Source organism: Halomonas sp. NO4 (assembly GCF_010994375.1).
Lineage (GTDB): Bacteria > Pseudomonadota > Gammaproteobacteria > Pseudomonadales > Halomonadaceae > Halomonas.
Window position 1 is genome coordinate 1 of the sequence record NZ_WHMA01000051.1, and the last position, 15,043, is coordinate 15,043.

The 15,043-nt window shown below is 66.2% G+C and carries 15 protein-coding genes; 6 read left to right on the forward strand and 9 right to left on the reverse strand.

All coding sequences use genetic code 11. The annotated features are described in order from the left end of the window. From FEF15_RS18105 to FEF15_RS18130, 6 genes are all read left to right on the forward strand, one after another. The coding region (locus FEF15_RS18105; protein WP_163560691.1) for a Spy/CpxP family protein refolding chaperone at positions 1–441 on the forward strand (441 nt) is incomplete at its 5' end. Positions 442–514: 73 nt separating this feature from the next. Then, positions 515–3,025 (forward strand): heavy metal translocating P-type ATPase, encoded by a 2,511-nt coding sequence (locus FEF15_RS18110; protein WP_163560693.1) that lies wholly within the window; start codon positions 515–517, stop codon positions 3,023–3,025. Next, complete coding sequence (locus FEF15_RS18115; protein WP_163560695.1) at positions 3,022–3,267, forward strand: hypothetical protein; 246 nt, start codon at positions 3,022–3,024, stop codon at positions 3,265–3,267. The genes FEF15_RS18110 and FEF15_RS18115 overlap by 4 nt, the downstream gene beginning before the upstream one ends. Positions 3,268–3,350: 83 nt before the next feature. Next, positions 3,351–3,704 carry a hypothetical protein gene (locus FEF15_RS18120; protein WP_163560696.1) on the forward strand — a complete coding sequence of 118 codons (354 nt, stop codon included), beginning with the start codon at positions 3,351–3,353 and terminating at the stop codon, positions 3,702–3,704. 64 nt (positions 3,705–3,768) lie between these two features. Beyond that, the gene (locus FEF15_RS18125; RefSeq protein ID WP_163560698.1) at positions 3,769–3,906 is read left to right on the forward strand and encodes a hypothetical protein; all 138 of its coding nucleotides are present in this window, start codon (positions 3,769–3,771) and stop codon (positions 3,904–3,906) included. Next, a complete protein-coding gene (locus FEF15_RS18130; RefSeq protein ID WP_163560700.1) occupies positions 3,903–4,349 on the forward strand; it encodes a DUF411 domain-containing protein in 447 nt (148 codons plus the stop codon). The genes FEF15_RS18125 and FEF15_RS18130 overlap by 4 nt, the downstream gene beginning before the upstream one ends. Positions 4,350–4,403: 54 nt before the next feature. Here the strand turns inward: FEF15_RS18130 and FEF15_RS18135 are convergent, their stop codons facing one another. The 9 genes from FEF15_RS18135 to FEF15_RS18170 all read right to left on the reverse strand — a co-directional run. Further along, positions 4,404–5,876 (reverse strand): hypothetical protein, encoded by a 1,473-nt coding sequence (locus FEF15_RS18135; protein ID WP_163560702.1) that lies wholly within the window; start codon positions 5,874–5,876, stop codon positions 4,404–4,406. A gap of 169 nt (positions 5,877–6,045) precedes the next feature. Next, the gene (locus FEF15_RS18140) at positions 6,046–6,753 is read right to left on the reverse strand and encodes a response regulator (protein WP_163560704.1); all 708 of its coding nucleotides are present in this window, start codon (positions 6,751–6,753) and stop codon (positions 6,046–6,048) included. After that, the gene (locus FEF15_RS19545) at positions 6,743–8,755 is read right to left on the reverse strand and encodes an ATP-binding protein (RefSeq protein WP_163560706.1); all 2,013 of its coding nucleotides are present in this window, start codon (positions 8,753–8,755) and stop codon (positions 6,743–6,745) included. The genes FEF15_RS18140 and FEF15_RS19545 overlap by 11 nt, the downstream gene beginning before the upstream one ends. 35 nt (positions 8,756–8,790) lie before the next feature. Continuing rightward, entirely contained in the window at positions 8,791–10,275 is a 1,485-nt protein-coding gene (trkI, locus tag FEF15_RS18150) for a Trk system potassium transporter TrkI (RefSeq protein WP_205598579.1), read from the reverse strand. A 152-nt stretch (positions 10,276–10,427) separates the two neighbouring features. Then, positions 10,428–11,003, reverse strand: a complete 576-nt coding sequence (locus FEF15_RS18155; protein WP_205598580.1) for an ADP-ribosylglycohydrolase family protein — start codon at positions 11,001–11,003, stop codon at positions 10,428–10,430. Then, positions 10,912–11,199, reverse strand: a complete 288-nt coding sequence (locus tag FEF15_RS19305) for a hypothetical protein (RefSeq protein WP_205598581.1) — start codon at positions 11,197–11,199, stop codon at positions 10,912–10,914. The genes FEF15_RS18155 and FEF15_RS19305 overlap by 92 nt, the downstream gene beginning before the upstream one ends. A 70-nt stretch (positions 11,200–11,269) precedes the next feature. Beyond that, positions 11,270–13,078: an alpha/beta fold hydrolase gene (locus FEF15_RS18160; protein WP_163560708.1), complete on the reverse strand. Its 1,809-nt coding sequence runs from the start codon at positions 13,076–13,078 to the stop codon at positions 11,270–11,272. A gap of 78 nt (positions 13,079–13,156) precedes the next feature. Next, on the reverse strand, positions 13,157–14,122 hold the full coding sequence (locus tag FEF15_RS18165) for an arsenic resistance protein (protein WP_163560710.1): 966 nt from the start codon (positions 14,120–14,122) through the stop codon (positions 13,157–13,159). Positions 14,123–14,125: 3 nt separating this feature from the next. Beyond that, on the reverse strand, positions 14,126–15,043 hold a 918-nt coding region (locus tag FEF15_RS18170; protein WP_346427875.1), incomplete at its 5' end, for an MOSC N-terminal beta barrel domain-containing protein.

Genomic DNA, 15,043 nt, shown 5'->3' on the forward strand with positions numbered 1-15,043 from the left:
GGCCAAGGCGGCATGGGTCCCGGCATGATGGGCCAGGGCGGCATGGGTCCCGGCATGATGAAAGGAATGATGGGTAGCGGGATGATGCCCTGCCCCATGATGGGCGGCTCCGGCATGGGCATGCAGCAGCTGCTCGAGCCCGAGCAACGCAGCGAAATGCGTGAGCTGATACAGGGGCACCGTCAGGAACAGCTCGAAGGCATGGGTCAGATGATGAATCTGCGTGACGATCTCATGGCGCTCATGCAGGAGGCGCGCCCCGACCCTGACGAGATACAGGCACTGCATGGCCAGATGGCCGAGCTGCATGGCGAGATGCTGGCCGACCGTGTCCGCCACCACAACGCCCTGAACGACCTGCTCACCGACGAGCAGCGCGAGCAGCTGCAACAGGCCATGCCCGAGGGCATCACACCCGAGGATCACGAATCCCATCACTGAGCACTCCTCACCCATTGGGGGTGGGCGGCCGCCGATAGGCCACCCACCTGGCCTTGCAATCAGGAGGAGAGCAATGGCCGATATGACCGATAACCGAATCACCCTGACGGTACCCGGCATGGGTAGTGACCACTGTGCCGGCATCGTGCGCACGACGCTCGAGCGACTCGAGGGCGTGGGCGAGATCCATACCAATATCGCCAGCCACCGCGTCAGCGTAACAGTGGGTGCCGAGGGCCCGGATGGCGAGGCACTGAAACGCGCCGTCGAAGGCGCCGGCTACGATGTCGCCGCTGTCGGCGGTGACACGGGCAGGCAGCAGATCCGTCTGACGGTACCCGGCATGGGCAGCGACCACTGTGCCGGCATCATCCGTAGCACCCTGGAACGCCTCGACAACATCGAAGCAATCGATACCAATATCGCCAACCACCAGGTCAAGGTGACGATCAGGGCGAACGGCCCCGAAGGCGATACCCTCAAGCGTGCCGTGGAGGGCGCCGGCTATGACGTAGCCGCCGTGCAGGGAGAAGCGGAGGAAGAAGACGCCGAAGCCGATGCCGAGATCGAGGAGGCCTACCTCAGCCAGGCGCGCAAACGACTGATCATCGCCGCGGTTCCCACCACCCTGATCATGCTGCTGATGATGCCGCACATGTTCTGGCAGCCGATCCCCGGCTACTTGGCCATCATCGCCGTGCTGGCCTTCCCGGTGGTGTTCCTCTATGGCGGTATCGCCACCCACAAGTCGACCTGGCGCTCGCTGAAGAACGGCACCTTCAACATGGACGTGCTGATCTCCATGGGCAGCCTGCCGCCCTATCTGATCGGCCTGGTCGGCTTCGTCTACCCGATGACCTCGTTCATCGAGATGGCCGCCACCATCATGACCTTCCACCTGCTGGGACGTTATCTGGAGGCACTGGCCAAGGGACGCGCCTCCCAGGCCATCCGCCGCCTGATGACCCTGGGCGCCAAGACGGCGCGCGTGGAGCGTGATGGCGAGGAAGTCGAGGTGCCGGTGAAGGAACTGGCTCCCGGCGATATCATGATCGTGCGTCCCGGCGACAAGATCCCCACCGATGGCGAAGTGGTCGAAGGCGAAAGCCATCTCGACGAGTCCATTGCCACCGGCGAGTCGATACCGGTCTACAAGAGCAGCGGGGACAGCGTGATCGGCGCCACCATCAACAAGGAGGGACGACTGCGGGTCAAGGCGACCCGTATCGGCGGCGATACCTTTCTCTCCCAGGTGGTGCGCCTGATCGACCAGGCGCAGGGCTCGCGCGTGCCGATCCAGGAATTCGCCGATCGCATGACCGGACGCTTCGTGCCGGCGGTGCTGGCCATTGCCCTGGCGAGCCTGATTGCCTGGGCAATATTCCCGGATGCCCTGCGGCCGATTCTCGACTGGGGCGCGACCTTCCTTCCCTGGGTGAACCCCGAGGCCGCCACACCGGTGCTGGCGATCCTCGCCGCTATCGCCGTGCTGGTCATCGCCTGCCCCTGTGCCCTGGGACTGGCTACTCCCACGGCACTGATGGTCGGCTCCGGCATCGGTGCCGAGCGCGGCATCCTGATCCGCTCCGGCGAAGCGATCCAGACCTTCAAGGACGTCAAGGTGATGGTGCTCGACAAGACCGGCACCATTACTCGCGGCGAGCCCAAGCTCACCGAGGCCGTCGCCGCCGAAGGCGTCGATGAGTCACATCTACTGACTCTGGCGGCGAGTGTGGAGAATGCCTCTGAGCACCCTATCGCCCGGGCCATCGTCGACGGTGCCAAGGAGCGCGATGTGAAACCCGGCGAGGTCAGCGAGTTTCGCTCCACCGGGGCGCGCGGTGTCTCGGGAAAGGTCGGCAACGAAACGGTGCTGATCGGTAATCGCCGTCTGCTCGAAGAAGAAGGCGTCAGCGGCCTCGACGCCCTGGCCGATGACATGCAGGCGCTCGAGAACAAGGGTCGCACCGTCGTCATCGTCGCCGCCGACGGCAAGGCTATGGGACTGGTCGCCGTGGCCGATACCCTCAAGCAGGAGTCGGTCGAGGCCATCCGCGGCATGCATGACCTCGGCCTGCACGTGGTGATGATCACCGGCGACAATGAACGCGCCGCCCGTGCCGTGGCCGACGAGGTGGGCATCGACGAGGTCCAGGCCGGCGTGCTGCCGGAAGGCAAGGTCGATGCCATCCGCGCGCTGCAGGAGAAACACGGCAACCACGTAGCCATGGTCGGCGATGGCATCAACGACGCCGCAGCACTCACCCAGGCCAACGTGGGAATCGCCATCGGCGCCGGCGCCGACGTGGCCATCGAGGCCGCCGACGTGACCCTGGTACGCGGCGAGCTCACCGCCGTTGTGGACGCCATGCACCTCTCCCGTGCCACCTTCGGCAAGATCGTCCAGAACCTGATCTGGGCCAGCGCCTATAACGTGGCGGCCATCCCCATCGCCGCCATCGGCCTGTTGCACCCGATGATCGGTGTCATCGCCATGACCACCAGTTCCCTCTCGGTGATCGGCAATTCTCTGCTGCTCAAGCGTCGCTACTCCCGAACCCAACCCGATGGAGAGCCCTCATGAACCATCACGATCCTTCTTCCCATGAGAACCACGAGGAACGCTCCCCATCGGGGAGTCACGGCCACGCCGGCCATGGGCTGATGATGCTGGCCTGCGTGGCCCTGATGGGCGGCGCCGCGGCGCTGCTGCTGTGGCGAGGTGAAGCGCTGGGCGACAGCGCCTGGCTACTGCTGCCCATGCTGCTGTGCCTCGGCATGCACGTCTTCATGCATCGCCACGGCCATCGCCACCGCGACGACTGACCGCAGTGCTTTCTTGCACCAGGTCAATGACAGGCCACACCGTATCGGTTTCAATGTAATACATCAGCCACGAGGAACCACGCATGACAGGGCTCGCCACACCATCACCGAGCAGAAGCACTGGAGGTCGCCTACTAGCCCTTCTGATCGCTCTGCTGCTGGTGGTGGGCAGCCTGCCCGGGCATGCGGCCATGGACCTCGGCAGCACCGGCCACGCTGACTGCCTCACGCCTCATATGCAGATGCCCGACGGCGCGGCCACCGATCCCGTCAAGGATGCCGAGCCTCGCGCCGACACCTTCGGCTGTTCCGCCTGTTCCGCACTCGCCCGCGGCATGCATCTGGCCCTTACCGAACCCGCTTCCCCGACCATCGCCCCGGCGGTGGCCTTCGTCGCACGCAGTCCCCAGCCCCCGCGGCGTCCTCCCAGAGCCTGAACGACCGCCCATCGCACCGACAGCGTTACCTGATGTAGACCCGCGTTCTTCAGGAGGCATTCCCATGCCAATCGACTGCCCCATGACCGGCAGCATTCTGGGCACCGTCATGCCCATCGCCGCCCTCTTGCTGATCACCCTGGGCATTGCCGCCCTGGGCAAGTACCTCTTCTTCACCCCGCGTAACGGAGCCTCTTCATGAACCGTTCCCTGACTTCCCTGCTGCTCACCGGTGCCCTGGCACTGGGTTCCGTCTCTGCCGCCCACGCCGCCCCGGTGCCGGACGAGGCCACCCTCTACAAGAACCCGCAGTGCGGCTGCTGCGACGGCTACGCCGAACACCTGGAAGCCAAAGGCATCAAGTTGACCGTCATCGACGACGTCGACATGGGCGAGATCAAGCAGGAAGCCGGCCTGCCCTACGGCCTCGGCTCCTGCCACACCGTGAAGATCGGCCGCTACACGGTGGAGGGCCACGTACCCTTCGAGGCCATCGAAACCCTGTTCGACCAGCAACTGCGGGTCGACGGCATCGGCCTAGCCGGCATGCCCATCGGCACCCCGGGCATGCCCGGGCCCAAGAAGGAGGACTGGAACGTCTACCAGTTCACCGACCAGGAACCCATGCCCTTCATGACCCTGTAAGCCCACGCGCGCCGGCATCCGCCGGCGCGCCTTTCCCTTCTTGCCGAGAGCGGCTCACTGCCAGTCGACCACGTCCAGATAGAGCCGCGCCTGGAACCCCTTGCGGCTGCGCAGCGGCACATAACCTTGCCCGTCGTCATCCACGCTGACCGCCTTGCCGCGACCTTCCCCCCACTCCTCGTCGCCCAGCACGTAGCGCAGGCGCCACCCCTCGGCGCTGTCCGTGGCCAGCACTACCACCTGGTCGCGAAACAGGTTCTCGTCGGGCACGCGACGATTCACGAACCAGCGCCCGTCGACCTGGAACTCGGTACTGCGCACCGCGATATCAGCGACGAACAGCATGGTGCGCCCCTGCTTGACGGTGATCTTGGCGCTGTCCAGGTAGAGCGAGAAGAGCACCGGGTGCCGCGCCCGGTCGAGTCCCAGTCGTTCGGGGTGGAAGAGCTCGTCGTAGCGGCGAAAGATCGCCGAGCCGTGCGCCGTACGCCGCTCCGATAGCGGTATCGGTGGGAAGCGGCGCGGCGTCACCGTGCACTCGACGTGGTAACCGCCCTCAATGGTGCGGCCCTCCTCCCGCGCCGCCGCCACCGAAGGCGGCAACGGCAACTGCTCCATCTCCAGTCGCCCGGTCACGCGCACATCGCCGAACAGGAAGCGAACCAGGTTCTGGTAGCCCGTTTCCGAGTTCACCATGCCGAAGTGGCCACTGTGGCCCAGGTAGGCGTGCACCCGCGGGGCGCCCGCCACCCAGGCATTATCGATCTTCACCAGGCCATCGCTCATCGGCCCCACGGCCAGGCGCGCCAGACCGTAGTCCTGATGGTTGGTGCCCACCAGGCAAAAGAATCGTTCGGGAGAAAAGCGCCCGTCGAGATGGTTGACTCGCCCCTCCCGCGGCCTGAGATCGAGGTAGGACGCCATGGTCTCGCGGTTGAAGTTGTCGATGTCCCATACATCGAGAAAGCGCGGCACGTTGAAGCCCGCCATGTCGATGCCGTTGTGGGGCGTGCCGTAGGTGAACACCTTGTCGACACAGGCCTTCGCCTCGGGCTCACCCACGGCCTGATTCTGCAACAGGCAACGGCAGATCAACCCGCCCATGGAGTGGGCCACCAGGTAGACCCGGAACGCCGCCCGTGCCGCGGCATCGTCACCGCAAATGCGCTCGCGCAGCCACAGGATCTGCGCCGCGAGGTCGTCGGCCGCCTCGATGATCGAGGGGCGCCGCCCCCGCCCCTCGGCGTCTTCGTAGTAGCGGTGAATCAGCAGGCTCTTGCGCGGCAGGTCGCCCTCGTGCACCGCGCCGTCCCGGTAGATGTCCCGATAACCGTAATCTTTCATCAGCCGGATCACCGGCGACTCGAAGATGAAGGTGTGCAACTCGCCGCCCGGGCCCTGGCGCACTCGCGTGGCCCCCAGGTTGAACCCCATGTAGGGGGTGTGGATGGTGTTCTCGATCTCGCTCTCGCGCATGGCGAACCCACGCACGTAGATGATCGGATGGAAACGCGCTTCTCGTGACATGACTGCCCTCCTGGCCGGCGTCGCGCATGTCCCGTGCCGGGCCAACGCCCCTCTTCCTCGACGCTCGACGGATCGGCACTACCCACAGCATAGACACCATGGCGTGGGCGGGGCAGACAACCTCAGCCCGGGAGTGCATGCCTGCTAAGCAGGAAGCGCCCAGCTGCACTCAAGAAACCGGCTCGACAAGCAGCCGATAGCCGACGCCCGCTTCGGTCTGCAGCACTTGGGGCTCCTGGGGGTCGTCACCCAGCTTGTGGCGGAGCTTGCTGACCACGATCCGTAGATAGTGGCTGTCTTGTGCGTGGCTAGGCCCCCACACCTCGCGCAGCAGCTGGATCTGTGTGACGACGCGCCCGGCATGGCGGCACAACAGCTCCAGCACGGCGTACTCCTTGGGCGTGAGGTGAACCGGCTCACCACCCTTGAGCACTCGACGCACCGCCAGGTCGATGGCGAGGTCATGCCTTGTGAAGCGCTCGACCGGCGTATCGACAAGCTCCCGCGCTTGATGGCGTAGCGAGGCACGAATGCGTGCCAGCAGCTCCTGGATGCCGAAGGGCTTGGTGACATAGTCATTGGCGCCGCCATCCAGGGCGTGCACCTTCTCGGTCTCCTGGCCACGCGCCGAAACGACGATAACTGGCACCGAGCTTAGGGTGCGCAGCCTATCCAGCACGCTCTGACCGTCCATGTCGGGAAGGCCCAGATCGAGCAGCACAAGATCCGGGGCACTCTGGGCCACCAGGGCAAGTCCCTCACGACCGGTTGCTGCTTCGATCACCTGAAAACCCTGCGAGCTCAGGCTGATGCGGAGAAAACGGCGGATCTGTGGCTCGTCGTCGACGACCAGCACCCGACGTGGTTCAGTCGGCATCAGGCGCTGCTCCCTGCTCCTCCGGCAGCGGCAGGCGCATCACGATGCGGGTGCCCTCACCGCCTTCGCCCGGCTCGGCACGAATGCTGCCGCCATGAGCGCCGAGCATGCCGCGGCAGATCGCCAGGCCCAGTCCGCTGCCATAGCGGCCGCGGTCGCCCTCGCCACCGGTGTGGAACATATCGAAGACGGCCTCACGCTGCTCGGGGGGAATACCCGGTCCTTGATCGCCGATCTCGATCACCAGTTCCTGTGTTTCAGCATCCCGCTCGGCGTGGAGGGTCACGCGCCCACCCGGCGGCGAGAAGCGCACCGCATTGTCGATCACGTTGACCAGCGCCTGCTCGATGAGCGCCGGATGCACGTGCAGCAGCGGCAAGTCATCGGACCAGTCACGCACCACCTCCAGGTTGCCGGTCTCGGCCCCCAATCGCTTCAAGGCGCTTGCCACCAGATCATCCAGGGCGATCCAGTCGCGTTCGATCTTGAGCCCGCCCTGCCCCAGGCGCGTCATGTCGAGTAGGTTCTGGATGTAGCGGTTGAGCCGCTCGCTCTCAGTGAGGATACCGTCGAGCAGTTCACGACGATCATCGGCGCTGAGTTGCGGCTCCAGTTCACGTAGCGAACTGGCCGAGCCGATGATCGAGGCGAGTGGCGTGCGCAGGTCGTGGGAGACCGACGAGAGCAACGCCGAACGCAGCCGCTCATTCTCCTCCGAGACCCGCACCTCACTCAGCTCCCCCACGAGACGGGTACGCTCCAGCGCCATCACCAGCTGACGCACCAGGGTGTCGATCAGTGCCTCCTCATCGGGCCCAAGGCCGCCGTTGCGCACTGCCAGCTCCAGTCCCACCACGCCCAGCACCTCCGACTGCTCGACGAGTGGCAGGAAACGCCAGCGCAGGTTGCCCTGGATCTCGGTGCCGAAGCCGCTCGGCTGGCGATGATTCCAGCACCACTGCGCCGCCGCCAAGGCCTCGCCGTCCAGGGTGACGTCGCCGGGCCGGGCCGAACGCACCGTCAGCTCGCTCTCCCCTGCCTGGCGATCGAGAAACACCACCGGCACCCCCAGCCACTGCTCCAGCGTCGACACGCCGATGTCGCGCACTTGGTCACGGCCGGTCGCAGCCGACAGGGCGCGGGAATAGCTCAGCAGGCGATGGGTCTGCTCGCGGCTGGCACGCAGGGCCAGTAACCGCTGTCGGCCGCGGCCGGCCAGCTGCCCCACCACTACGGCAACCAGCAGAAAGAAGAGCACCGTCAGCACCTGTTCACGCTGTCCGATAACCAGCGAGAAACGCGGCTGGGTAAAGAAGAAGTTGAAGGCGAGAAACCCCAGAACGGCACTGAGCATGGCCGCCCGGGTGCCGGCCAGAACGGCGCTGGCCAGCACGGCGACCAGGAACACCACGGAAAGGTTGGCCAGCTCCAGCGAGGCGTCGAGCGCCCCGGCCACCAGCAGAGCACCCAGCGTCCACAGCACCGCCACCGCCGGTTCGCGCCAGCGCAGCGGCACATGCACGCGGCGTGGGCGAAAGCGCGGCCGCGCACCGGCTTCGGCCACAACCACCAGGTCGAAAGGCCCGGCCTTGTGCAGCAGACGGTCGACCAGCGGGCGTCGCCAGAAACGCCAACCGGAGGGTCGGGGGCGTGCCACCACCAGGGTCGCAACCCGCTGTGCCCGGGCATAGTCGAGCAGCTCCTCGGCACGCCCCTGTCCCTGGATCTGGTGGGTCTCGCCCCCCAGCCGGTTCGTCAACGCAAAGGCCTGCTCGAGTCGCAGGCGGCGCTGCTGCGTGGTACGCCCGTTGTCCACGTGCACCGCCCGCCAGCGCACGCCATCGCGCTCCGCCATGCGATGCGCGGCCCGCACCAGCGCCAGGTCCTCTTCGCCACCGCTGAGCGCCACCAACAGTTTTACCCGACCCGGTCGCGGCGGCTGAGCCTCCTCCACCACTGGCTCGGCATCGGCCAGTTGCCTGGACTCCACGCTATCGCTCATTGGTCGTTCGCCTCCCTCAATGGCACACCCTCAGCCTAGTGTCGCCAGAACATTGGCGTCAGCAACACCAGCACGGTGAGAATCTCCAGCCGTCCCATGAGCATACCCACGCACAGCAGCCACTTGGCGGCGTCCGGCAGGGGGGCGAAGTTGCCGGCAGGGCCGATGATCTCGCCCAGCCCCGGGCCCACGTTGGCCACTGCCGTCGCCGCCCCTGACAGTGCGGTGATGAAGTCGAGCCCCAGCAGCGCCAGACCCAGTGCCAGGCCGGCGATGGTCAAAAAGAAAAAGAATGAGAAGGCAACGACCCCACGCGTGATGTCATCCGTCAGCGGCTGACCGTTGTACCGCGAGGCAAAGATGCCTTGGGAGTGGATCAGAAAGCGCAGCTGGTTGCGCAGCAGAATCGCCGCAATCTGGAAGCGGAAGAGCTTCATCCCTCCACTGGTGGAACCGCTGCAGCCGCCAACGAACGTCAGATAAAAGAAGGCCACGAAAGCCAGCGGACCCCAGACACTGTAATCCTCCGACGCATAACCGGTGGTGGTAACCACCGACACCACGTTGAAGCTGACATGGGTCAACGCCTCGAACGGCGACACCCCTTGCCAGCTGCGCCAAGCGCTGAGCAGGCCGATGACCACGACCAGCAGCAGCAACACTCCCTGTACCTGCTGGTCGCGCCATAGCGCCAGCCGAGCACCGCGCAACATACGAATGTAGAGCACAAACGGCAAGGCGCCGGCGAGCATGAACAAGGTCGCCATCCACAAGATGTGGGGACTATTGCTGTAGGCCCCGAAGGAGGCATCGGAATTGGCAAAGCCACCCGTCGCCACCGAGGTCATGGCGTGCACCACGGCATCCAGCGGCACCATGCCACCTAGCCAGTAGGCAAGCCCCGCGGTCGAGGTGAAACCGACATACACCGCGAGTGTCGCCTTGGCGATACCGCCGGTACGCGGCATCACTTTGTCGGACCAGTCTGACGATTCGGTATGGAAAAGCCGCATACCGCCCACTTTCAGGAAGGGCAGAATGGCGATGCCCATCACGATGATGCCGATGCCGCCGAGCCACTGCATGATGCCACGCCACAGCTTGAGGCCATCAGAGAGCTCCTCGATACCCACCAGCACCGTCGAGCCTGTGGTGGTGATCGCCGATACGGACTCGAAAACGGCATTGGTGAAGGAGAGGTGCGGCGCGCCGAAGATCAGTGGCAGACTGGCAAAACCGCTGATGGTGATCCAGCTCAGTGTGGTTAGCACGAACATCTGCCACGGCTTGAGCTCAACGGCCACCTTGCGGGTGGCCAGCCATGTCAGCGCCACGGCCGCAAGCACCACCAGTATCGAGAGCAGAAAGGCCCGCGCATCAGGGTCCGCCTCGATGAGCAGCACGCCCAGCGGCACCGTCATGAAGAGCGCCAACACCAACCACAGCACGGCGAGTACCTTGAACACCGGTGCCCAGCGGTGGAGGCGTTCACCGCCTCGCCAATGCGACCGTCTCGTCACGGGCTCGACCTCCCTGTGCGCAAGCGCGGGATCGAATGGGATTCACGAACGCCGGCGGCGCCGTGGCAGGCTCATGAAAGCACGCCGCGATCTAAAAAGTCCGTAAAAGTTTGGGCACAGCGCTGCATGGCAGATAGGGGCAAAGGCAGGCATTACGCCAGGGAGTGGTGTGCCCGGAACGCCTCCACGACACGTCGCAACTCGGGGTCCAGACGGGCGAGCGCACCCTCGGCCAGCTCGGTCGGCACGCCGCCGTGGAAGGCCTCGGCCATGCCGCCGGCCATGCAAGCCAGGGTGTCGGCATCGCCGCCCAGGGAGATGGCATTGCGGATGGCCTCCTCGACATCGTCGGCTTCCAGGAAGGCGATGATCGCCTCGGGGACCGATCCCTTGCAGGTCACATCGAAGCCGTAACGCGGCCGAATGTCATCCAGGCAGGCCGAGAGGTCGTAACCGAAGCGCTCTTCCACCTCGACGAGTATCTCGGGCTTGCTGGCGCCCTGGCGAGCCAGGTAGATCACCGCCGCCACGGCCTGGGCGCCACGGATGCCCTCGGGGTGGTCGTGGGTGACCTCGGCGCTGCGCCGGGCGACCTGCAGCGCTTCTTCCAGCGAAGTAGCGGCAAAACCCACGGGGCTAACCCGCATGGCCGAACCGTTGCCGAAGCTGTGGTAGGGGAACCGCTCGCGCCGCCGCCCAGTTGCGGAAGATCCCGCCGAAGCCGGCATCCGGGTAGCGGTGAAAGTAGTCGTGAAAGGCATCGACGAAGTCGCCGTCCTCGAGCAGCACCTCGGCCACCGCAACGGTCAGCACGGTATCGTCGGTGAAAGTGCTAGCAGGCGTGAACAGGGGGAAGTCGCGCGTCTTGGTCCCGGCCCCTTCGTGCACGGAACCGATGATGTCGCCGGCAATGGCACCCAGCATGGGACACCTCCGTCTCCCGGGTCTTCTCTCCAGCATAGAAGACCCGGTCCCAGGGAGGCATGGGGCCGGCTCACGCCTGGCGAACATAGCGGCCGGGGGCCGGGTCAAGCGGCGGGAAGCGCTCGCTGCCCATCGGCGGCGGGGCCGTCTTGCCCGAGGAGTGCGCCACCAGCCACTCTTGCCAGGCCGGCCACCAGGAGCCCTCCTGCGTCGGCGTGGTGGCCTGCCAGGTCTCCGGGTCGAGGTAGCGCTCGCCCTGGCGCTGGGTGCGCACCTGGAAACGCCGGCGCGGATGGCCCGGCTCGCTGATAATGCCGGCGTTGTGCCCGCCGCTGGTGAGCAGGAAGGTCACCTCGTCGGCATCGGTCAGCAGGTGGATCTTGTAGGCCGAGGGCCAGGGCGCGACGTGATCGTGAGTGGTGCCCACGGTGAACAGCGGGGCGCGGATGTCCTGGATCGCCACGGGGCGGTGGTCCACCTGGTAGCGCCCGCCGGCCAGGTCGTTATCGAGGAAGAGTCGACGCAGGTACTCGGAGTGCATGCGGTAGGGCATGCGCGTGATGTCGGCGTTCCAGGCCATGAGTTCATTCATGGGTTGGCGCTTGCCGAGCAGGTAGTCGTGTACGACGCGCGACCAGACCAGGTCGTTGGAGCGCAGGATCTGGAAGGCTCCGGCCATCTGGTAGCCGTCGAGGTAGCCCTGATCCCACATCATGTTCTCCAGGTAGGTGACCTCGCTTTCGCCGATGAACAGCATCAGCTCGCCGGCCTCGGTGAAGTCCACCTGGGTGGCCAGGGTGGTGAGCGAAGCCAGCCGTTCGTCGCCGTCACGCGCCATGCCTGCCGCGGCGATGGCGAGCAGCGTGCCGCCCAGGCAGTAGCCCACCCCATGCACCCGCGGCTGGCCGGTAATCGCCGTGACCACCTCCAGCGCCGCCATGGGGCCCAGGCGACGGTAGTCCTCCATGCCCAGGTCGCGATCCTCGGAGCCCGGATTGCGCCAGGAGATCATGAACACCGTGTGGCCCTGGGCGACCAGGTACTCCACCAGCGACTTGCCCGGCACCAGATCGAGCACGTAGTACTTCATGATCCAGGCGGGCACGATCAGTACCGGCTCGGCCTGCACCTGCTCGGTGGCGGGCGCATACTGGATCAGCTCGATCAGTCGGTTGCGGTAGACGACCTTGCCCGGCGTGACCGCCAGGTTCTCGCCGACCCGGAAGCGCTCGGCCCCCACCGGAGGCTTGCCCGACACGGTCCGTTCCCAGTCCTCGACGAAGTTCTGCCAGCCGTCCACCAGGTTCCTGCCCCCGGACTGCAGCGTGGCCGCGGTGACCTCGGGATTGAGCCAGGGCACGTTGGAGGGGGAGCAGCGATCGAGCAGCTGGCGGGTCACGAAATTGACCACCCGCTCGCGCTGCGGCGGCAGCCCCTCCACCTCGGTGGTGGCGTTGTGCCACCACTGCTGGGTCAGCAGAAAGGACTGATAGATGACGTTGTAGGGCCATTGCTGCCAGGCGTCGCCGGCAAAGCGGCGGTCCTGGGGCATGGGCTCGATACAGGGGCTGGCCTCCGGGTCGCTGGCGATACGGCTGACGTACTGCCCCAGGCGCAGCGACTTGCGCAGGGCCTTCTCGCCCAGCTCCACCTGCTTGCCCGGCGACAGTGCCAGATGGGCAAGCCACTCGAAGTAGACGCTGGCCAAGCCTGCCGGCGTTATTCCGGCAGTCATTCGCGCCAGGTTGGCCTTGAAGGCGCGGTCGAGGGCATGGGTGGAATAGAACCCTGGATTGGGTCGCTCCTCCTCGGCAGGGGATGGCACACAGGTCTGCGGTTCTGTGGCGCGAGATGTCGTGCGGCGATCCTGGCTCGTCATCACCATGGCTCCGTGATCGGAAAAGAGGGCCTTCAAAAACACGCGTTCAGCCTACAGCCTAGCAAATATTGCACTGCATCAACTTGATCGGCAGAGGGGGAACAGCCATCTCGGCACCAGTTGAAGAAAGACCAGCATGCCGGCAAGTTCCACCAGCGACTGCAAGACTACCACCACCACAGCGCTCTCGAAGCCGGCCGGCAGCGCCAGGGCAAGAGGCAGCACCACGAAGGAGTTGCGCGAGCCAAAGCTGAAGGCCAGCACCCGCCCCTGGTCCACCGGCAGGCGGAATGCCGCGGCCAGCAGCCGTGCCAGCAGCACCGCGGCGGCGAGAAAGGCCACGAACAGGGGCGCAACCCGCCCCAGGATACCGAGCGAGGCCGCCAGGCTGCCCACCTGTCCCGCCGCCACCGCGAACAACACCAGCGCCAGCAGCGGCACCGGTAGCCAGCCCAGCGCCTCGACCCAGCGCTGGCGACGCGGGTCGCCCTGCACCCAGCACTCGGTGACGAAGGCCAGCGCCAGCGGTACGAGGATAAGACCGCCGAATGCCAGCAGCAGCTCCCGCTGGGCCAGTCCCGCCAGCGCCGCCTGGCCCAGGAAGAGCCAGAGGTAAAGGGGCAACAGGGCAAGCTGCAGCAGCAGGCTGAGTGGCGTGAAGGCGATGGCGGTAGGCGTGTCGCCCCCGCCCAGGTAAGTAAAGGAGAGAAACCAGTCGGTGCACGGCAGCAGCAGGACCAGCATCACCCCGAGGCGCAGCCCCGGGTCGGCAGGCAGCCCCTGCACCAGGCCCCAGACGATCAGCGGTATGACCACGAAGTTGCCGAGTACCGCCGCGGCCAGGAAGCGCGCCTTCGCCAACCCCGCCCTCAGCCGAATCAGCGGCACCTGGGTGAAGGTGGCGTAGAGCAGCGCGCCGAGCAGCGGCCAGATCGCTGCCGCCAGCCATTCGGCCATCGCCGGTGCGTGCGTGCCCACCGCCACTCCGGCCAGGATGGCGGCGAGATAGATCAGGACCTGATACTGCTCGAGCCGTTCGCGCATGGCTCAGGCGAGAGCGGTAAGCGAGTCGCCGACGCGCATCGTCTCCCCGGGGCCGGCCAGCAGGGTGGCATTCTGGCCGAAGTAGCCACCCGGCTTGCCGACGTGAGCGCTCATTGTCACCAAGGTTCGTAGCGGCTCGCCGGGCACGCGGATATCGCCACTGCGTTGGTCGACGGTGGTGATCTTGCAGCGCTGGCACGCCTTGCGCAGCCCCAGGCGGTAGCGACCCTCCGTGCCGTGCAGCTCTCCCCAGCCGTTCTCGGCGAAGCCCTCGGCACCGTCGATCACGATGTTGGGACGGAAACGGCTCATCGGCACCGGGTCGAGCCCCTTCTTGACCAGCGCCGCGTTCACGGCCGCCAATGAGGACTCGCTGGTGACCAAAAACGGAAAGCCGTCGGCGAAGGCAGTATGGGCGCCCTCCCCCTGCAGATAGCGGGCATCCACGCCACGCTGCTGATCCGGCGCGAAACGCACCAGGCGCAGGCCGCTGCCATTGACCGCACCCAGCACGCCGGTGAGCCAGCGCGCCGCCTCGCCTCCCTCGTCCAGTGCTCGGCAGCGATCCTCCCAGACAGAGGCCGTCAGCGCCGACTGATCGTCCCGCGCCAGCTCGATGGTCAGCGGCGCCGCCGCGGGATGCTCGAGCACCAGGGTGTCAGGAGCGAGCCGCACCGCTACCTGGGCCATGGCGGGCAACTGGCGCTGGGTGACGAAGCGCCCCTCGTCATCGACCACCATCCAGTGGCGGTCAAAAGCCAGGCCGCGCACGCCGAGCTTGGCCCGCTCCAAGGCGATGCCGCGCAGCGACTTGACCGGGTAGATGTAGAGCTCGGAGATGTGCATGGCGAACTTCCTGTCGGTGACTGCTCCCCGCCCTAAGCGCTGACGCGCCACGGGCGAGGCTTCCCACTTCTCAGG